Annotated in this window: 17 protein-coding genes, 2 tRNA genes and 1 rRNA gene; 17 read left to right on the top strand and 3 right to left on the bottom strand. The window is 36.6% G+C overall.

Annotated elements, in window-relative coordinates; translation table 11 throughout:
* Nucleotides 1-14: 14 nt before the first annotated feature.
* Nucleotides 15-920 carry an EamA family transporter RarD gene (gene rarD / locus JJJ02_RS03045; RefSeq protein WP_240837299.1) on the bottom strand — a complete coding sequence of 302 codons (906 nt, stop codon included), beginning with the start codon at nucleotides 918-920 and terminating at the stop codon, nucleotides 15-17.
* Nucleotides 921-1,085: 165 nt separating this feature from the next.
* Between rarD and JJJ02_RS03040 the strand changes: the two genes are divergently transcribed.
* The 8 genes from JJJ02_RS03040 to JJJ02_RS03005 all read left to right on the top strand — a co-directional run bounded on the left by JJJ02_RS03040 (nucleotide 1,086) and on the right by JJJ02_RS03005 (nucleotide 8,556).
* Entirely contained in the window at nucleotides 1,086-1,790 is a 705-nt protein-coding gene (locus JJJ02_RS03040) for a hypothetical protein (protein WP_240837297.1), read from the top strand.
* The gene (locus JJJ02_RS03035; RefSeq protein WP_240837295.1) at nucleotides 1,774-2,463 is read left to right on the top strand and encodes a DNA alkylation repair protein; all 690 of its coding nucleotides are present in this window, start codon (nucleotides 1,774-1,776) and stop codon (nucleotides 2,461-2,463) included. Before JJJ02_RS03040 ends, JJJ02_RS03035 begins: the two co-directional genes overlap by 17 nt.
* Nucleotides 2,464-2,655: 192 nt before the next feature.
* Nucleotides 2,656-3,159, top strand: a complete 504-nt coding sequence (locus JJJ02_RS03030) for a metal-dependent hydrolase (protein WP_239241928.1) — start codon at nucleotides 2,656-2,658, stop codon at nucleotides 3,157-3,159.
* 61 nt (nucleotides 3,160-3,220) lie between these two features.
* Nucleotides 3,221-4,402, top strand: a complete 1,182-nt coding sequence (locus JJJ02_RS03025) for a UTP--glucose-1-phosphate uridylyltransferase (protein WP_240837293.1) — start codon at nucleotides 3,221-3,223, stop codon at nucleotides 4,400-4,402.
* Between the two features lie 11 nt (nucleotides 4,403-4,413).
* Entirely contained in the window at nucleotides 4,414-4,662 is a 249-nt protein-coding gene (locus tag JJJ02_RS03020; RefSeq protein WP_146608875.1) for a hypothetical protein, read from the top strand.
* Nucleotides 4,663-4,778: 116 nt separating this feature from the next.
* Nucleotides 4,779-5,870: an efflux RND transporter periplasmic adaptor subunit gene (locus JJJ02_RS03015; protein ID WP_239241925.1), complete on the top strand. Its 1,092-nt coding sequence runs from the start codon at nucleotides 4,779-4,781 to the stop codon at nucleotides 5,868-5,870.
* A gap of 92 nt (nucleotides 5,871-5,962) precedes the next feature.
* A complete protein-coding gene (ypfJ, locus tag JJJ02_RS03010) occupies nucleotides 5,963-6,931 on the top strand; it encodes a KPN_02809 family neutral zinc metallopeptidase (protein ID WP_240837291.1) in 969 nt (322 codons plus the stop codon).
* A 65-nt stretch (nucleotides 6,932-6,996) separates the two neighbouring features.
* Nucleotides 6,997-8,556 (top strand): amidohydrolase, encoded by a 1,560-nt coding sequence (locus JJJ02_RS03005; protein ID WP_240837289.1) that lies wholly within the window; start codon nucleotides 6,997-6,999, stop codon nucleotides 8,554-8,556.
* 47 nt (nucleotides 8,557-8,603) lie between these two features.
* Here the strand turns inward: JJJ02_RS03005 and galE are convergent, their stop codons facing one another.
* Nucleotides 8,604-9,578: a UDP-glucose 4-epimerase GalE gene (gene galE, locus JJJ02_RS03000; RefSeq protein ID WP_111717501.1), complete on the bottom strand. Its 975-nt coding sequence runs from the start codon at nucleotides 9,576-9,578 to the stop codon at nucleotides 8,604-8,606.
* A gap of 207 nt (nucleotides 9,579-9,785) precedes the next feature.
* On the opposite strand from galE, the gene JJJ02_RS02995 reads away from it, so the two are divergent.
* The 3 genes from JJJ02_RS02995 to JJJ02_RS02985 all read left to right on the top strand — a co-directional run bounded on the left by JJJ02_RS02995 (nucleotide 9,786) and on the right by JJJ02_RS02985 (nucleotide 11,788).
* Complete coding sequence (locus JJJ02_RS02995; protein ID WP_240837287.1) at nucleotides 9,786-10,256, top strand: SepA family multidrug efflux transporter; 471 nt, start codon at nucleotides 9,786-9,788, stop codon at nucleotides 10,254-10,256.
* Nucleotides 10,257-10,320: 64 nt separating this feature from the next.
* A complete protein-coding gene (locus JJJ02_RS02990) occupies nucleotides 10,321-10,731 on the top strand; it encodes a MarR family winged helix-turn-helix transcriptional regulator (RefSeq protein WP_111717505.1) in 411 nt (136 codons plus the stop codon).
* Nucleotides 10,732-10,813: 82 nt separating this feature from the next.
* Nucleotides 10,814-11,788: a VOC family protein gene (locus tag JJJ02_RS02985; protein ID WP_240837285.1), complete on the top strand. Its 975-nt coding sequence runs from the start codon at nucleotides 10,814-10,816 to the stop codon at nucleotides 11,786-11,788.
* A gap of 49 nt (nucleotides 11,789-11,837) precedes the next feature.
* Here JJJ02_RS02985 and JJJ02_RS02980 read toward each other — a convergent pair whose 3' ends face one another.
* The gene (locus tag JJJ02_RS02980) at nucleotides 11,838-13,295 is read right to left on the bottom strand and encodes an alpha-amylase (protein ID WP_240837283.1); all 1,458 of its coding nucleotides are present in this window, start codon (nucleotides 13,293-13,295) and stop codon (nucleotides 11,838-11,840) included.
* Between the two features lie 171 nt (nucleotides 13,296-13,466).
* On the opposite strand from JJJ02_RS02980, the gene JJJ02_RS02975 reads away from it, so the two are divergent.
* From JJJ02_RS02975 to JJJ02_RS02950, 6 genes are all read left to right on the top strand, one after another.
* Nucleotides 13,467-14,525: an Mrp/NBP35 family ATP-binding protein gene (locus JJJ02_RS02975; protein ID WP_240837281.1), complete on the top strand. Its 1,059-nt coding sequence runs from the start codon at nucleotides 13,467-13,469 to the stop codon at nucleotides 14,523-14,525.
* 12 nt (nucleotides 14,526-14,537) lie between these two features.
* The gene (locus JJJ02_RS02970; RefSeq protein ID WP_240837279.1) at nucleotides 14,538-15,269 is read left to right on the top strand and encodes a KinB-signaling pathway activation protein; all 732 of its coding nucleotides are present in this window, start codon (nucleotides 14,538-14,540) and stop codon (nucleotides 15,267-15,269) included.
* A gap of 48 nt (nucleotides 15,270-15,317) precedes the next feature.
* Nucleotides 15,318-16,625 (top strand): MFS transporter, encoded by a 1,308-nt coding sequence (locus JJJ02_RS02965; protein ID WP_240837277.1) that lies wholly within the window; start codon nucleotides 15,318-15,320, stop codon nucleotides 16,623-16,625.
* Between the two features lie 476 nt (nucleotides 16,626-17,101).
* Nucleotides 17,102-18,655: ribosomal RNA gene (locus JJJ02_RS02960) — 16S ribosomal RNA — on the top strand.
* Nucleotides 18,656-18,745: 90 nt separating this feature from the next.
* Nucleotides 18,746-18,822, top strand: a tRNA-Ile gene (locus JJJ02_RS02955).
* Nucleotides 18,823-18,854: 32 nt separating this feature from the next.
* Nucleotides 18,855-18,930, top strand: a tRNA-Ala gene (locus tag JJJ02_RS02950).
* Nucleotides 18,931-19,056 lie beyond the last annotated feature (126 nt).

The following is a 19,056-nucleotide window of genomic DNA, read 5'->3' as shown; positions in this document are numbered from 1 at the left end:
ACTGCTCAGTGATGTTAACTGAGCAGTTTTTTACGTTTCATTGTCTTAAATTGCATATACTTACTATAACTATAAAGGATAAGACCCGTCCATATACAGAAGAATGTTATAAGGTCGGTCATACTAAATGACTCCCCGAACAAAAAGACACCTTGTAGCAATATTAAAGTTGGTGAAATATATTGTAAGAAGCCGATTAAAGATAATGGGATACGCTTTGCGCCTGCTGTAAACATGATGAGTGGTACTGCAGTAGCGACCCCGGCAAAAAGTATTAGAAAACTCGTGTGATTCATACCGAAGTGCTGTTCACCTTGTCTTGCTAATAGGAAGAGACCAAGCATTGCTACTGGTAATGATATGATTGTTTCAAGTGCGATACTATAGATAGCATCGATATTGACAAACTTCTTCATCAGCCCATATAATGCAAAACTCATAGCAAGAATAATTGATATGAGTGGGAAAGTACCGCTGCTGATTGTCATATAAAATACACCAATTGCTGCAAAGATAATCGCAAACGTCTCTAGTATATTAAAACGTTCTTTCATAAAAATAAATCCAAGTGCGATACTCATCAATGGATTGATGTAATATCCAAGACTAGCCTGCAATACATGATGGTTGTTAATCGCCCAGATAAATATACCCCAGTTCACCATAATTACGATACTAGCGATAATCAGTGCAATCAATTCTTTTTTACGATTGAATAACGCTTTCGTATCTGTTTTAAAGGTGCTCCATTTCTTTAATGCGACAATCAAGATCACCATAAATACAGCTGACCAGATAACGCGATGAAATAATATCTCATAAGGGTTGAAGGTATTGACTGAACGCCAATATGTAGGAAGTAATCCCCATAATAAATATGCACCACCTGCATATAGTACCCCTTTTGTATTTTCCTGCATATATACACCTCCGCCTTTTCTATCATCATCATAGCAAAACTCTATTATGTCGTGCTGAAATGATGCTTAAGTACAGGATAAATAGTGTTTCTACACATTTTTAGTGCATGTGGTATAATACTTACATTGTATGTCGTTAATTTCATACATCTAAGGAGAGAAACAATGAAAAAGTGGATAAGTATTTTGCTCATGTCAGTAGTACTTTGTGCGTGTGGTAAGGCAGAAGATGCACCTAAAAAAGTCGATCATAAGCCTGATATAGAAGTGAAAGTAAAACCACCAGTTGATAAGAAAAAGACTGATGATACTAAAAAAACAGCAAAAAAAGAAAAGAATAGTACGAAAGAAAAGAAAGAAAAAAACAGTACAGCAACTACAACTACAACTAAAACTGTTCAAACATCAAGAGGTTATGATACAGAACGGTATAATCTTGCAAGAACTTGCCTTGTAACTCCGGGCAAAGAAAAAACAGCTGATTGTCAGGATATTAGTCACACTTCTGAATATTCGAAAGCGTGGAACAATCTGACGAGTGAGGGCTATATTTGTAGAAGTGGTCAATGTAATTTGGCAGTTCAAACCGAAACTGAAGAGAAAACGATTGAAAAACAAGAGAAGGTCACAAATGAACAGAAGAGCACTGTCCCGATTACAACTGAAGTCATCCCTGCTAAACCGGATAAGACGACAGAACCGAAAACGACAGAACCGAAAACGACAGAACCGCCTCAAACTTCTGAATCTGATGAAGTAAGAACGACAGAACCGAAAACGACAGAACAAAAAAATACGCTGACAAAAGAGGATACAGCGCAACAATCGAGGTCAGCAGTGCAGGACAATTCAGATGATAACAATCAATGATATTAAAGCAGCATACATTCCTCTAAAAAATAATGATCATCAACATTCGATGGAAAGTTATATGAAAAATAACTTTCCATTTCTCGGTATTAAGAAGAGTGTAACTGCGCCTGTAATGAGAGTATTATTTAAACAGGGATTACCAGCTACTAAAGAAGGTGTGAAAACACTGGTGGACGATTGTTTTCTTGAGAGAGAACGAGAATATCACTATATTGGTATGGTGATTCTTAATAAAAAAGAAAAGTTGTTTAATGTGACTGATCTTGATTATATTGAAGGACTTTTAACGACACATAGCTGGTGGGACTCGGTAGATACAATCGCACCGAATATCGTTGGGTCAATAGTACTAAGAGAACGTAACATAGGAGAACAGAAGATGCGAGAATGGAATCGTTCTGATAACTTCTGGCTACAACGCGCTAGTCTTTTACATCAACTAAAATATAAGGATAAAATGAACGAAATATTGCTCACAGAATTTATTCTAAATACGAAAGATGATAAAGCATTTTTTATTCGTAAAGCGATTGGTTGGGTACTAAGAGAATATTCAAAGACGAATGCTGTATTCGTAAAAGATTTTATCTCTTCCAATAAACTCTCACCATTGTCAGAACGTGAAGCTTTAAAATGGCTGACAAGAACACAAAAAATCGACTCAAACTAAAATGAGTCGATTTTTTGTGTTCAAATGTAGTTATAAACATTTGACTAGAATGAGTTGGGCGAAATAAAGGGGGTTATTTCATTTATTTAATACTCATTGACTTATAATGCTAGTATAATAATATGTGAAATATATTTCAATGGATATGTGATGTGTTTCACAGAAGTGTCAAATATGAAGGAGATGTGTCTAATGACTGGAAAAACACATATAGCACTCGGTGTGCTGATCGGCACATCTTATGGTATGCATGCTGCTTATGATATCAGTTCTTTCGCTGGTATTATCGGTACTACAGCACTGTTTAGTATCGTACCTGATATTTGCCATGCTGGTAGCAAGCTCGGGAAAAAGATATGGCCAATCAGTTCGTTAATTGCACTTATTTTTGGGCATCGTACACTGACGCATTCAATCTTTTTTATGTTACTTACAGGTATATTACTCATTGTACTGAATGTTAATACGATATATGTGATCAGTGCAGTAATCGGTGTAATCAGCCATTTGTTATTAGATATGTTAACACCGCGTGGCGTAACTTTATTCTTCCCGATAAATAAGAAGATTGTTTTCCCTTTTACATTTAAGACTGGAGGGATTTTAGATTTGTCACTTGCAACGACTTTTAGTGTGTTAACGATGTATCTATTTTATACAGAAATGTTTCATAGAACATTAGTATGGCTAAACTAATCATGATAAAATATGAATAAACATAATTTTAAAATAATAAAGTCTAAGGAGAATTTCACGGATGAACAATAAATTAAAACAATACGGTCATACAACTTTAGCAACACAATTAGAGCACTTATCTGATGAAAAAAAGGTTGAGTTACAAAATATGCTGGAACAGCAGGACTTTGATAGCATCCAAAAGTTATATGATGAAGTTTATGTTAATCGAGAGGTAAAGTTACCACAAGGTGAAATTAAAGACGTTGAGACAATCATTAAAGATGAAATGTCAGAAGAAATGCGTATTACATATAAAGAAAAAGGGTTAGAAGCAATTAAACAACTTAAAATAGCACCTGTATTGATGGCAGGTGGTCAAGGTACACGTTTAGAACATCCAGGACCTAAAGGTACATTTGAATTTGATGGGAAAAGTTTGTTTGAATTTCAGGCTGAACAAATTATTACTTACAATGAAGCATATAGTATCAATATACCATGGACAATTATGACAAGTGACATTAATCACGAGGAAACATTAGCTTACTTTGAAGCACATCATTATTTTGGTATGCCAAAAGAAAATATTACTTTCTTTAAGCAACCGAATATCGTGGCATTGAGTGAGTCAGGTGAATTATTGTTAAATAAAGAACAATCACTTCTTACAACGCCGAATGGCAATGGTGGTATTTTTGAAGCATTACATTCAACTGGTGTGAACAACGCTTTAAAGGACAAAGGCGTAGAATATCTTTACATTAATAATATTGATAATGTTCTCGTAAAAGTGTTAGATCCAATTCTTTGTGGATTAGCTGTAGACAGTCAGTCAGATGTTACTACAAAGACAATTGCAGCTAAGGATAATGAAAGTGTAGGACGTGTTATTGAAGTTGAAGGTGTTAAACAAGTTATGGAGTACACTGAATTACCTGAAGGTGAAGAGAATACATATCGCAACGCAAATATTGGTATTCACATCTTTAAATTAGATTATTTAATAGCACATGCTGAAAGCGAACTACCCTATCACTTAGCAATCAAGAACTTAGAACAATTAGACGGTGAATTAAATCCTGTAAAACAATCAACATTAAAGTTTGAAAAGTTTTATTTTGACATCTTCCGTTATGGTCAATCATTTAAGACATTACAAGTGGACCGTGCAAGTGAATTTAGTCCGTTAAAGAATAAAGAAGGAAAAGATAGTGTTGAAACAGCACGTCAGGACTTAATCAATAATAAATTATTGTAGAGGTGAACCATTTGAAATCTAAAACACATATTTATGTCATTATCATGATGTTAGCGCTTGTGGCTATAAATCTCTATTTATCATACTATTACATCATTGGTCCCGGACGAGGAGAAGTCAGCTGGATGGGGTTTGTATCTTTATTTGCTGCTTTAATGCTTATCGGATTAACGTATAAGTATTATCAATCTCAGAAAAAGATTAATATGGATGATTTTAATGCGCATATTAAATCAGATGATGACCGTCTCATTAAATAGCTTTAAGTTTAGAGAAGAGAAATTAAATCTTCTGGATGTGTAGATAAAAGTAATAAACGATGTGTAATGTGTTGTGCATTATAAATTGAAATTTTGGCATAGGGCGTGTGAATGTAATGAAGAATAAATGGTTTTTGCCGGTTGTCTTATCGTTAATTGTACTTGCGTTGGTATTAGCAAGTGTCATATTTTTATACTTAAATGAACAGGATAAGAAGAATACGATTGAAATTGATGAACGTATAAAGACACACGTATTAAATGTCGATGGTAAAGTTAAACAGAACTTATCGAACTATTTTCAGGAAGGTGAACAGAAAGAGCCGGTTCTCATGCATGTGGAACTAGGAGATACCGTCCAAAAAGGTGATCCATTGTTCACATATAATGATGAAGCCCTGTTCTCTAAAGAAAAAGAAGTTGGTCTTTCATTAGATAACAAGATGATTGAGAAAGATCAGATTGAAGGACAAATTCTAGCGATGGAAATGATGGAAAGCGACACTTCTTCTGAAAATAAACTTGATGAAATTGAAGCTCAGTTAAACTGGCTGGATTCTGAACTATCTAAAGCAGAGAACAATATTGATATATTAAAGGAAAAGCAGACACAAATTTCAGGTAAGATAGATGAATTAACAGTTAAAGCAAGTACGGACGGAAAAGTTGTTAAACTGGATAAAGCTCAAATTGAGAAATTCTCAGAAAAAGCACAGAAAAAACCGATTCTGGTTGTGACAGACGAGAAGTACTTTGTAGAAGGAACAGCAAGCAGAAAGCAGATTGACTTCCTTGAAGAAGGATTAAAATTTGATGCTAAACACGTGCAAAACAAAGATAAATCATACAATGGAACTGTGGATACATATGAGCAGTTGGCAGTAAATCCTGAAGCTGATACACAACGCTTTTTATATCAAGGTAGTTTAGATCATCATAAAAATCTATACGTCGGAGATAAGATGAATGTTAAGATTCATCTATCCTATAAAGATCATATTTGGTTACCAGAGCGATACGTGAAGAAAAAGTTAACAACACATAAAAATAAAAAGAAACTTGCACACCCGGTAAAAGAATATTACGTCAATAAAATCTATGGTGATCAGGTAAATGAAGAGAAAGTTAAAGTGAAACGTTTTGTAAATGGTCAGTACCTTGTCGTTGATGGTCTTTCTTCAATCGATGCTATAAAAGCGATTAAATAAATTTTATAACATTTTTATGATTGCGACATAGCAATTTAGGGTAAGTAATATTAACTATTATGTTAGCAATCAACCGAGTAGGGGGAACGTATATGAAATGGCAAGGTCGACAAGGTAGTTCGAACGTTGAGGATGCAAGAGGATCTGGTGGCGGATTCTCAGGCGGCGGAAGTCCGATGGTTATCGGCGGAGGCGGAATGGGATGTTTAGGTGTTATAGCCGTGATTATTTTTATGTTAATGGGGGGGAACCCTGGAGATTTAGGTGGTGTTCTTGGTGGAGATCCTTCACAACAAGAACAAACACAAGATAATGGCGCAACATCAGGTGGCTCTGGTTCTCAAGATAATCCTTTTGAAACAGGTAATGTGAAGAAAGAGGCTGAACAAGTTGATACTAAGACTGAACAGTCATTAGATGAACGTGGTCAGTTTGCGTCAGTTGTTCTTAAAGATACTGAAGATGTATGGCATGAATTATTTAAGAAATATGATCGTACATATACTGAACCTAAACTAGTGCTATATACGGATGGTGTGCGTTCAGGCTGTGGTAATGCAAGCGCACAGATGGGACCTTTCTACTGTCCGACAGATCAAAAAGTTTATATTGATTTATCTTTCATGGATGAATTAGATAAAAAGTTTAATGCACCTGGAGACTTTGCGATGGCTTATGTTATTGCACACGAAGTAGGTCACCACGTCCAAAATGAATTAGGTATCCTACCGAAATTCCACCAATTAAGAAATCAATTATCTGAAACTGAATACAATAAATATTCAGTTGCAGTTGAGTTACAGGCAGACTATTTAGCTGGTGTGTATGCGAAACATGCACAGGAAATGGGGTACACTGATGAAGGTGACCTAGAAGAAGCGATTAAAGCAGCGCATGCTGTAGGTGATGATACGATTCAGGAAAAAGCAATTGGTAGAGCAAATCCAGATACATTTACACATGGATCAAGTGCTGATCGTATGAAATGGTTTAAAAAAGGTTGTGAAGCCGGCGATTTAAGTGAAGGCGATACATTTAAAGCTTTAGGATTAGAATTTTAAATCATCAGATAATAAAGGTATACTAATATTAATTAGTATATCTTTTTTTATTTGGAGGGGTAATCTTGGAACTATATTTTAACGGTCCGATCTATACGATGAAGCGTGAGGATGAAACAGTTCAGGCAGTACTTGTTGAAGGCAATCACATAAAAGCAATTTATCAGGAAGTACCGGATTTAAAAGATGTTAAATACATAGATTTAAATGGAAACGCAATGTTTCCAGGTTTTGTAGACACACATATTCATCTTGTTGGAACAGGAATTGCACTGAGAGGTGTAAATTTTAAAGATGATGATGATATAGAGATTATCATCGAAAAAATTCGTAATGCAACTGAAAATATGGATGATAGCAGCTTTTTAATATGTGAAGGCTATAATGAAAATCAATTAGATGGATATAAAATAACGAAAGATGATATTGATGCAATCACTGACAAGAAGGTGATTATTAAACGTGTTTGCCGACATGCAGCAATTGTTAACTCAAGTGTGTTTGAGTATTTTAATATCAATGACAATGTAGCTGATATGCCAGGTGGGCATTATGAGAAGGTAGATGGCGTGTTAAACGGTTGGGTGCATGACAATGCAATGGAAGCGATGTTAGAAGTTGCATCAATAGAAGATGAAGCATCGCTAACTGGTCACGTTGAATATGCAGTACAGCAATTTACGCAGGCAGGTTTAACAGGTGTTCATACAGAGGATCTTGCTTACTATAATGATTTCAAAGATGTGTTGAATGCATATAAAAATGTTATTAATAAGGATAATCCTTTTAGAATAAATATTTTACGCCATACGGAGGTCATTGAAGATGTCGTCCAATATGCGTTTGAATATAATGATTATTTTAGACCAGATGCGATGAAATTTTATGCAGATGGAGCATTAGGTGGTAGAACTGCTTTGTTTAGCGAACCGTATAGTGATGAAGATACATATGGACTCGCGATTTATACGCCAGATGAACTTGCCGAGCAAGTGAAAAAAGCACGCAATTTAGATGTAAATATTGCTGTACATATGATCGGGGATAAAGCAGTTGAAATGGTGCTTGATGCGATAGAAGCTTATCCACCGCGCAGTGGCAGAGATAGATTGATACATGTGAGTTTCTTAAGAGAAGATTTAATCGAAAGAATGGCGCGACTTAATATAATATGTGACATACAGCCGATGTTTGTTGCTTCTGACTTTCCATGGGCAATCGAAAGAGTCGGTGCATCGCGTATCCGTTACAGCTATCCATGGAAATCATTACTTGATAAAGGCATTATTTGCGGAGGAGGTTCTGACAGCCCGATAGAAGATTTCAGACCACTATCAGGTATTGCTGCTGCAGTAAATCGTAAAGCAGCAGATGATAAAAGTGATGGCTATAATATGACAGAAGCACTCAGTGTCTTTGAAGCGATATCACTTTATACGACTGAAGCAGCTAAAGTTGCAGATAATGTACCAGCATATGGAACGATTGAGGAAGGTAAGATTGCTGATTTTACGATTCTTAAAGAGGACCCTTTTAAAGTGGAGCGATATCAGTTACAGGGTATCGAAGTAGCTGCAACCGTAATTGATGGAAAAATAGTATACCAAGCTGAAAACTTAAAATAACTAATAAAGAGCCACACATTTTATTGTGTGACTCTTTTTATATGCATCTATAATTTCTTTCGCCAGTTATAATCAGAAAGAATCATATCGCCTAATGTATATTCTGGTGACCAGTTAAGCGTAGCACGTGCTTTCGTAGCATTCGCTAGCACAAAATCCGGGTCTCCACCACGACGTTCTGATATCTTTTTGTTAAGTGTCAGGCCGGTTACTTTTTGCGCTGCATCTACAACTTGTTTTACTGAATAACCTTGTTCTGTACCCAGGTTAAATACAGTTGATGTACCATCGTTAAATAAATAATCCATTCCAAGTTGATGTGCTTTTGCAAGATCGAAGACATGGATAAAGTCTCGAATACATGTACCATCTTCTGTGTTGTAATCATCGCCAAAGATTTCGAACACTTCTCTTTTCCCGAGCAATGTGCTGTTAATAGAAGGGATTAAGTGAGTTGGATTTTTTGTGCGCAGTCCATTAGACCCATCCAGCATTGCACCAGCCACATTAAAATATCTAAAGATAACGTAATTGATACCATATCTTTCGCTTACCCAGTGAATCATTTGTTCACCGATATGTTTTGATTCAGCGTAAGGATTAGTTGGAGCAATAGGTGTAGATTCCACTGCTTTAATATTAAATGAATTATTGCCATAGATTGAAGCCGTTGATGAGAACATAAATTTGTTTACACCTTTGTCTGCAATAACACGTAATACACTATTTAATCCACATACGTTATGTTCAAAATAATTTAATGGATCTTTTACAGACTCACTAACGACAATCTTCCCGGCACAATGTAGGACTGCATCAATCTGTTCAAGATCAAATATTTTTGAGAACTGTTTCTCATCGCTTACATCACATTGATAAAACTTTGCACGGCTATCAACTGCATCTTTGTGCCCTGTTGATAGGTCATCAGCCACAATTACGTTATAATTAGAATTAAGCAACTTTGTAACTGTATGTGATCCGATATAACCAGCACCACCAGTAACCAATATAGTGTTCATGTGTAAATCTCCTTTAACGATTAAGTTATTCCTTTATTATACAATAAAATTCAATAGAACAAATATTAAAAGTATAAATTTTACTGAAACGTAAAATAAAAACCTTGTTTATTTTATTTTACACAAAAACAAAATACTTTGTTAATCTATATTTAGATTATTTAGCACAAAAAAAAGGGAATGGAAAAATAATGAGGGGGGCAGTTGATGAAACAATTTAAATTTCCTAAAGGTTCTATATTCACGATTTTATTTGTTTTATCAGTTGTATTAATCTCCGGTGCCTCATTTATTTTGATGATTACGTTTGGAATGTATGGTTTAAGTCGTATTCTTATATATTTCAGGCTGGCTGAATTTACGTATAATGAGAATGTGATGGATAATAGTTTCTATTATGGATCATATATTGCGATAGGTTATTTCCTGCTTGTCGTCATAGAATATATATTAGATGACGTAAAAAGCATGCAACCAGATAATAAATATTTTCAAGGATGGTACTTCCATTTATTGACGATTGGTATATCAACAATCGTGTTTTATTTTGGTGTTCATATTAATTACCAGCATATCAAGATAAATTTCTTTGTTATACTGGCAGTCATAAGCTTACTTTATTACTTAACTGAAATATTCTATCCTGATAGTGAAGATTTGAATAAAGAAGATGACTAGTACTTCAGTGCTAGTCTATTGACATTTATCAGTTTAATATTAAACTGATAAAAGAGGTGAGAAGATGGAAACCAATAGAAGTTATCTTGTGTGGCTTAATATCGCACGCATTTATAACGATATTCTGAAAGAAATTAATGAACAATTAAAAGAGACAGGGTATTCATCTAGTCACTTCGACTGTTTGAATCAAATAGATACACATCCTGGATGTACACAAAATGAATTATCAGAATTAATGTTTGTCACGAAAGGGAATATTACGCATTTGCTTAAGAAATTAGAAGCCGATGGGTTAATAGAACGTTCGCAGGAATGGAAAGTGAAACATATACGATTGACCCACAAAGGGAAACACGTTATTGAAACACTGAGACCTAAACACACTGCATTGCAGGAAGAACTTTTTGGTGGACTTAATCAGGAGGAACAAAAAGAATTATTACAGTTGCTTCGAAAGATAAAACATAAATAATCGTGAAACGGGAATAAATTTTCGGAATAAATTTAATATAAAACTTTAAAATAAACTTTAAAATTAAAAGAGGTAGATAAACATGAGAAAAATATTAGGACAACATCATGCTTCAGGTATTACAAAAGATGCTGCAAAAAATTTAGTATTTTACACTGAAATATTAGGGATGCGTTTAGTGAAGAAGACAGTGAACCAGGATGATCCGTCGATGTATCATCTATTCTATGCAGATGGCGTGGCAAATCCGGGTACGGACATTACATTCTTTGAAATACCAAACGTCGGCAGCACATATCGCGGGACAAATAGTATTTCGCAAATAGCATTGCGCGTAAAAAGCGATGAAGCGATACATTATTTTAAAGAACGCTTTGAGCAATATAATGTGTATCATGATACACCGATTGAGATTAACGGTAGACTAACATTAGAGTTTGAAGATTTTGAAGGTCAACGTCTCGCGTTAGTTTCAGACCGTACAAATTCGGGTGTAGCTGCAGGTACACCATGGGAGAAAAGTATTGTACCCGTTGAATTTGGTATTACAGGTCTTGGGCCGTTTAAGATGGATGTTCAAGATGCAGAAGGATTTAGTAGTGTATTAACAGAAATATTCGGCTATAGAAGTACTGGATCGTTTGTGCATCCAGTCACACAACAGCAAATACTAACGTTTAGTTCAGACCTTGGTGGCACTGGCGATGAATTGCAAGTAGTGCATAATACTGAAGCGAAAGAACGTCCAGGTAAAGGTAGCATGCATCATATTGCTCTGCGTGTTAAAGATGAAGATGCATTACAAGAGTGGATAGATTTTATTAAAGAAAATAATATACCATCTAGTGGGTTCGTAGATCGTCATTTCTTTAAATCGCTTTATATTAGAACGCGACAAGGCATATTGATAGAACTTGCAACGGATGGTCCAGGATTTGATGTGAATGAGCCGCTTGAATCATTAGGCGAAAGTTTATCTTTACCACCATTTCTTGAAGCAAAACGCAAATGGATTGAATCACAAGTGAAACCATTACCTGAAGTGAAACATTTATAATATTTAAAAAAGATGGCTGATCAGATTAATTGATCAGTCATCTTTTTAATTATGCTTCTTTTTCACAATATACAGACACACTGCCTGGATTTACTTTGAAGACACCATTACCTTCTTCATCGATAACCACGCCTTCTTCAATGGTGTCGGTATAGTCATACCACGTTTGTCCGGCACGATCTGCGCCAACAAACATTTGTTTTTCAGCAGGTTGTTCGCTGTTATTAATGATGACAGCACATCCTGATTTATCTTCAGCATATCCACGTCTAACCCAACCGACAACATTTGGATGATCGAAGTAATCATCTTGCTGGCCATAGGCTTTTAATTTACGGACATAGAGTAAAGGATCAATCGCCATCTGTTTACTATCAATTGGATGTTCTCCGCCAATACCATAATAATCGCCATAGAATACACATGGGAAACCATCTTCACGAAGTAAGATAAGGGCGTATGCAGATTGTTTAAACCAATCTTTAACAAATGATTCTAAAGCTTCTCCTGGTTGCGAATCATGATTGTCTACAAAAGTTACTGCTTGCTCAGGATTCTCTTTCACTAAAGTGCCATCAAATATTTGACGTAGATCATAAGCAGCGCCACCTTCTGAAGCAGCTTTAAAGTTAAAGTGTAGTCTTACATCGAATAAATCTAAGCTGTATTCTGCTTCATCTAAAAAGTTCTCATTCACTTCAAGATCTGGATTCCAGAATTCACCGACAAAATAGAAATCTTGACCGCGATGTTCGCGCATTGCATGTACAAAGTCACGTATAAAATAACTTTCAATATGTTTTACTGCATCAAGACGCATACCATCAATATTTAATGTATCGATAAACCATTTACCCCAATTAATTGTCTCTTCGCGTACGTCGGGATGTTGATAATCAACATTTGTAAACATCAGATAATCGAAGTTGCCTTTTTCCTGATCGACATTTTCATTCCAGTCTTTATTTTCACCTAAAATTTTAAATATACCCGTTCGTCCAGTACGATGGTCATAATCAGTACCATTGAAATGTGTATAGTTCCATTCGAACGCACTGTATTTTTTATTACGCCCTGGGAAATAGAATTTTGTAAACGCATCGATATCAAATGGTTCAGAAATTTCATAATTTCTGTCATTCGGATCAACTTCTACAACGCGTACTGTTTCAGCTTCATCGGCACCTGCTTTATGATTTAGAACGACATCCGCATAAACTTTAATGTCTTGTTCATGAAGTGCTTCGATTGCTGCGATTAATTCTTCTTTCGTGCCGTATTTTGTTCGAACCTGTCCTTTTTGATCGAATTCACCTAAGTCATATAAATCATATACGCTATAGCCGGTATTCATGACGTGATCAGCTTTAGTCGCCGGTGGTAACCAGATTGCATCAAAGCCTTTTTCTTTAAGTGATTCAGCTTCATCCTTTAATCTGTTCCAGTGATTACCATCATCATTTGAATGCCATTCAAAGTATTGCATAATAGTGTAGTTTTTAGTCATAGTGGTCTCCTTTAAATGTGTACAATATGTATATCTTCGTTATTTTCAATTTAATCCGTAATCTATTATAGCCCTTTTAATAGAATATAACCTAGAATAAGAAATTAATTTATACAAAGTGACAATCTTTTGTTAAACTATAGCTATTAGAAATGAGAAGGAGCGTTTATTGTGCTGACAAAAGAACAAGTTATTGAATTAATCGAAAAGTTAAATGATCCGGTTGTGAATCTTCCGTTAAAAGAAACTGGTGGGGTAAAGGAAGTTTCAGTTAAAGAAGAGAAAAATCATGTTTCATTAAAGATCGGTATCGCGAAACTTGGTGGACAAGAACAGCTAGATCTACAGATGAAGATCGTTGAAGTATTAAAAGAGAATGGAGCAAACACTGTTGGACTTCGTTTTGAACAATTAGATGACGAAGCTTTAGAACAATTCCGTGGCCAGTCATCTTCTGAAATTGAACGATTGATTTCACCAGATGATAAAGTGAATTTTATTGCGATTGCTTCTGGTAAAGGCGGCGTAGGTAAATCTACAGTTTCTGTTAACTTAGCAGTTGCATTAGCACGCTTAGGAAAGCGTGTTGGGTTAGTTGATGCGGATATTTACGGATTTAGTGTACCTGATATGATGGGGATTTCAGAAAAACCTGAAATTGAAGGAAATAGAATTAAACCAGTTGAGCGTTTCGGGGTAAAAGTTATTTCAATGGCATTTTTCGTAGAAGAGAATACACCAGTTATCTGGCGTGGTCCAATGTTAGGTAAAATGATCAATAACTTCTTCCAGGAAGTAAATTGGGGAGAATTAGACTATATCCTTTTAGATTTACCACCAGGTACAGGGGACGTGGCGCTTGATGTTCATACAATGTTACCGAAGAGTAAAGAAATTATTGTAACAACGCCTCATCCGACAGCAGCATTTGTTGCAGCACGTGCGGGTGCTATGGCAATTCACACAGATCATGAAATATTAGGTGTAGTGGAGAACATGTCATACTTTGAAAGCAAAGTGACAGGAGAGAAAGAATATGTGTTTGGTAAAGGTGGCGGAGAGAAGTTAGCATCTGAGTTAAATACAGAATTAATCGGACAATTACCACTTGCACAACCTGACTGGACTGAAGAAGCTTTTGCACCGTCAGTTTATGCTGAAGATCATCAACTAGGCCAAATTTATTTAAATATGGCAGAGCGCATTATTAATAAAACAGAAGAAAAGTAATGAGGTATTAAAGTGACTTTAAAGAATTTAGGTAAATTTTACGGTATTACTTTATTAATCGGCCTTGTTTGTACAGTGCTTGTCAGTTTAGTTTTCGGATATGACAAACTGACCGTTTACTTGGTGAAAGGTGAAATAGGTGAATTTTTAGCCGCATTAGTTTGGTTTATGGGTTATGGGTTGCTGATTGCATCAATTTCCCAGCTGGCATTTTTTGCATATCTCTTTATTCATCAAATGGGTCAAGGCATATTCAAGAACGGATGGAATGCTATTCAGGCTGTAATTATTTTGTTTGCGATAATTGATTTAGTGTATTTCAGATATTTACGTTTCGGTAAACAGGACGGAGATATCTTGAAATTTATCTGGATTCCATTGCTTATCGTTATTTTTGGAGTTGCAGTTGCAATTTATAAGAATAAACTTACAGGAAAGAATGTATTTATTCCGGCAATGTTCTTTATGGTTGTGATGACAACTGTTGAATTGATTCCATTTTTAAAAGTAAAAGATATGATGTGGCTATATTGCACGATATTTAGTTTGCTGTTATGTAATGCATTTCAGTTATTATCATTGCCGAAGTACAATCGTTTATCATTTGAAGAACGTAAAGCACGTAAAATAGCGCGAGGTACATGGGTAGAACCTGTTATTGAAACAGTACAGAATACAAAACAGTCAAAATCAACACAGGTTGTATCGCATAAGAAAAAGAAATCGAATAGAAAGAAAAGATAAATCAGATTAGACGCAAGTTTAATCTGATTTTTCCTATGGAGGGATAAGATGAAAAGAGGATTAATTAGTGCATTAGTGATTATTATGTTTATGAGTGCGATTGAAACATCAATAATTTCACTTGCGACGCCCGCGATAGGGAAAGATTTAAATGCAACAAAGTCACTTGCATTGATTTTTACTACTTATATGATAGCAATTGTAATTGTAACACCTATTGTTGGAGAATTGATGAAGCGGCTAGGTGCTAAACGGTTAATGCTACTCGGTATTATTGTTTTTATAATCGGTAGTATGTTATCTGGACTATCGTTTACATTTGAAATGTTGCTTGCATCAAGATTAGTGCAAGGGTTAGGTGCAGGAATTATGATGACGATGGGGAATATCATACAGAAGATAGCGTTTGAAATTCCTTACCGCTATAAAGTGATGGGAATCGTTGGATCGGTATGGGGTATTTCGAGTATCGTCGGTCCGATACTCGGAGGACTTATTTTGACGTATCTTAATTGGAGTTATTTATTCTACGTCAATGTGCCTTTAGCGTTTTTAGCAATTTTTCTTGTCATTAAATATTTTAAGTTTGAAGAAATGAAACAAGAAAGTAAATTTGATTTTAAAGGATTGATATACTTTTATATCTTTCTTGGAAGCTTGCTTTGTGCATTATTGATAGAAACACATTGGTTTATTCATGCTGCTTTATTTATATTAGCGATGATGATATTAATCATATTCATAAAATATGAAAGCAGAATTGACGAACCGTTTATCCCAGTGAAAGCATTTAATAAGAGGATAGGCATCGTGATGGGTACGGATATGCTATATGCGATTATCATGATGGGAACAAATATCTTTCTGCCAATTTACCTTCAGACAGAAAAGGGATTGAGTCCTTTGCTTGCAGGACTGACTACATTTACGATTTCGATATTCTGGTTGCTTTCAACATTTGTATTGAAGACGCTCGAAACAAAACTTACGATACAACGTGTCTATCAATTAAGTTTCTTATATATGATTATCGGAAGTTTGATCATATTCATTTTTGATCATGCGATAGCGGTAACGATCGCATCAGCATTTTTAGGCCTATCTTTTGGTACAGTTTTTACAAAGAATATTGTAACGATACAGGAAAGCGCAGCGCCTCATCAATTAGGTAGTATGATGAGCACTTATAGTTTGCTTAAATTTATTGGATCAACGACAGGATCGATTATTATGTCTTTCTTCTATTACAGTAACGTATTTACTACGATAGATAATAATATGGCTTTTGGCATTTTAGTGGCCTCATTCTTAATCATCATCTATCAATTCGTCTTTAAAAATAAGGTAGTTCATTAATCATTACAGCGATTGAATGCTCGTTCAATCGCTGTTTTATTTTGCTTAACAGTAAGCATTCCGTAATTAATTTTAAAATAAACAAAAAAGTTTTAAAAAAGTATTGACGAAAGTAATCCATCTTGATAAGATATAAAAGTCGCTGAAAACAAGCGATGCACAGTTTTAAGACATCGAAAATAACAAAGTGAAAAAGTGTAAAACTTGCACTTGAAACTATGTTCATAACGATGTAATATAATAAAGTAAGAAAGATTACTGCTTGAAACGAAATAAACAATCAAGTGTAAAACTTCTTAAAAATAAGTGTTGCAAAGAGTTGAGAGTTATGGTAACATTAATTCTTGTAACGCAAAAAAATGAACATTGAAAACTGAATGACAATATGTCAACGTTAATTCCAATGATTTGAGTGAACTTCGTTCACTCCCAAGAGTGATTGCCATAAGCAATCAAAGAGCATTATCAAACAAACTATTATGGAGAGTTTGATCCTGGCTCAGGATGAACGCTGGCGGCGTGCCTAATACATGCAAGTCGAGCGAATTGACAGAGGTGCTTGCACCTCTCGATTTTAGCGGCGGACGGGTGAGTAACACGTGGGTAACCTACCTATAAGACTGGGATAACTTCGGGAAACCGGAGCTAATACCGGATAATATTTAGCTTCGCATGAAGCAATAGTGAAAGACGGTTCTGCTGTCACTTATAGATGGACCTGCGGTGTATTAGCTAGTTGGTGAGGTAACGGCTCACCAAGGCAACGATACATAGCCGACCTGAGAGGGTGATCGGCCACACTGGGACTGAGACACGGCCCAGACTCCTACGGGAGGCAGCAGTAGGGAATCTTCCGCAATGGACGAAAGTCTGACGGAGCAACGCCGCGTGAGTGAAGAAGGTTTTCGGATCGTAAAACTCTGTTGTAAGGGAAGAACAAGTACGTTAGTAACTGAACGTACCTTGACGGTACCTTACCAGAAAGCCACGGCTAACTACGTGCCAGCAGCCGCGGTAATACGTAGGTGGCAAGCGTTATCCGGAATTATTGGGCGTAAAGCGCGCGTAGGCGGTCTCTTAAGTCTGATGTGAAAGCCCCCGGCTCAACCGGGGAGGGTCATTGGAAACTGGGAGACTTGAGTACAGAAGAGGAGAGTGGAATTCCATGTGTAGCGGTGAAATGCGCAGAGATATGGAGGAACACCAGTGGCGAAGGCGGCTCTCTGGTCTGTAACTGACGCTGAGGTGCGAAAGCGTGGGGATCAAACAGGATTAGATACCCTGGTAGTCCACGCCGTAAACGATGAGTGCTAAGTGTTGGGGGGTTTCCGCCCCTCAGTGCTGCAGCTAACGCATTAAGCACTCCGCCTGGGGAGTACGGTCGCAAGACTGAAACTCAAAGGAATTGACGGGGACCCGCACAAGCGGTGGAGCATGTGGTTTAATTCGAAGCAACGCGAAGAACCTTACCAAATCTTGACATCCTTTGACAACTCTAGAGATAGAGCTTTCCCCTTCGGGGGACAAAGTGACAGGTGGTGCATGGTTGTCGTCAGCTCGTGTCGTGAGATGTTGGGTTAAGTCCCGCAACGAGCGCAACCCTTATCTTTAGTTGCCATCATTAAGTTGGGCACTCTAGAGAGACTGCCGGTGACAAACCGGAGGAAGGTGGGGATGACGTCAAATCATCATGCCCCTTATGATTTGGGCTACACACGTGCTACAATGGATGGTACAAAGGGCAGCAAAACCGCGAGGTCAAGCAAATCCCATAAAACCATTCTCAGTTCGGATTGTAGTCTGCAACTCGACTACATGAAGCTGGAATCGCTAGTAATCGTAGATCAGCATGCTACGGTGAATACGTTCCCGGGTCTTGTACACACCGCCCGTCACACCACGAGAGTTTGTAACACCCGAAGCCGGTGGAGTAACCTTTTAGGAGCTAGCCGTCGAAGGTGGGACAGATGATTGGGGTGAAGTCGTAACAAGGTAGCCGTATCGGAAGGTGCGGCTGGATCACCTCCTTTCTAAGGATAATTACGGAAATCAGACCTTTAGGTCTGATAGGGATTAACATTGACATATTGTATTCAGTTTTGAATGTTTATACATTTAATGGGCCTATAGCTCAGCTGGTTAGAGCGCACGCCTGATAAGCGTGAGGTCGATGGTTCGAGTCCATTTAGGCCCACCATTATAAATATTCATTTAAATTAATACCTTTATGGGGGCTTAGCTCAGCTGGGAGAGCGCCTGCTTTGCACGCAGGAGGTCAGCGGTTCGATCCCGCTAGTCTCCACCATTAATTCTTAAAAATTGTACTTTGAAAACTAGATAAAGTAAGAAGAAATAAAAGATTTTACCAAGCAAAACCGAGTGAGTTCATTTTTGAATTCTTAAAAAAATCGCGCGTCTGCATTTATGCAGA

Source organism: Macrococcus sp. PK (assembly GCF_022501545.1).
In the GTDB taxonomy this organism is placed as follows: domain Bacteria; phylum Bacillota; class Bacilli; order Staphylococcales; family Staphylococcaceae; genus Macrococcoides; species Macrococcoides epidermidis.
Note: the sequence above shows the minus strand (reverse complement) of the source record. Positions and strands in the feature narration are given on the sequence as shown.

Bases quoted from the DNA above. Each gene is read 5' to 3' on its own strand.
- JJJ02_RS03015 (WP_239241925.1), top strand. From the start codon at position 4,779: ATGAAGAATAAATGGTTTTTGCCGGTTGTCTTATCGTTAATTGTACTT.
- ypfJ (WP_240837291.1), top strand. From the start codon at position 5,963: ATGAAATGGCAAGGTCGACAAGGTAGTTCGAACGTTGAGGATGCAAGA.
- JJJ02_RS03035 (WP_240837295.1), top strand. From the start codon at position 1,774: ATGATAACAATCAATGATATTAAAGCAGCATACATTCCTCTAAAAAAT.
- JJJ02_RS02980 (WP_240837283.1), bottom strand. From the start codon at position 13,295: ATGACTAAAAACTACACTATTATGCAATACTTTGAATGGCATTCAAAT.
- JJJ02_RS02965 (WP_240837277.1), top strand. From the start codon at position 15,318: ATGAAAAGAGGATTAATTAGTGCATTAGTGATTATTATGTTTATGAGT.
- JJJ02_RS02990 (WP_111717505.1), top strand. From the start codon at position 10,321: ATGGAAACCAATAGAAGTTATCTTGTGTGGCTTAATATCGCACGCATT.
- JJJ02_RS02995 (WP_240837287.1), top strand. From the start codon at position 9,786: ATGAAACAATTTAAATTTCCTAAAGGTTCTATATTCACGATTTTATTT.
- JJJ02_RS03030 (WP_239241928.1), top strand. From the start codon at position 2,656: ATGACTGGAAAAACACATATAGCACTCGGTGTGCTGATCGGCACATCT.
- JJJ02_RS03040 (WP_240837297.1), top strand. From the start codon at position 1,086: ATGAAAAAGTGGATAAGTATTTTGCTCATGTCAGTAGTACTTTGTGCG.
- galE (WP_111717501.1), bottom strand. From the start codon at position 9,578: ATGAACACTATATTGGTTACTGGTGGTGCTGGTTATATCGGATCACAT.
- rarD (WP_240837299.1), bottom strand. From the start codon at position 920: ATGCAGGAAAATACAAAAGGGGTACTATATGCAGGTGGTGCATATTTA.
- JJJ02_RS02985 (WP_240837285.1), top strand. From the start codon at position 10,814: ATGAGAAAAATATTAGGACAACATCATGCTTCAGGTATTACAAAAGAT.
- JJJ02_RS03025 (WP_240837293.1), top strand. From the start codon at position 3,221: ATGAACAATAAATTAAAACAATACGGTCATACAACTTTAGCAACACAA.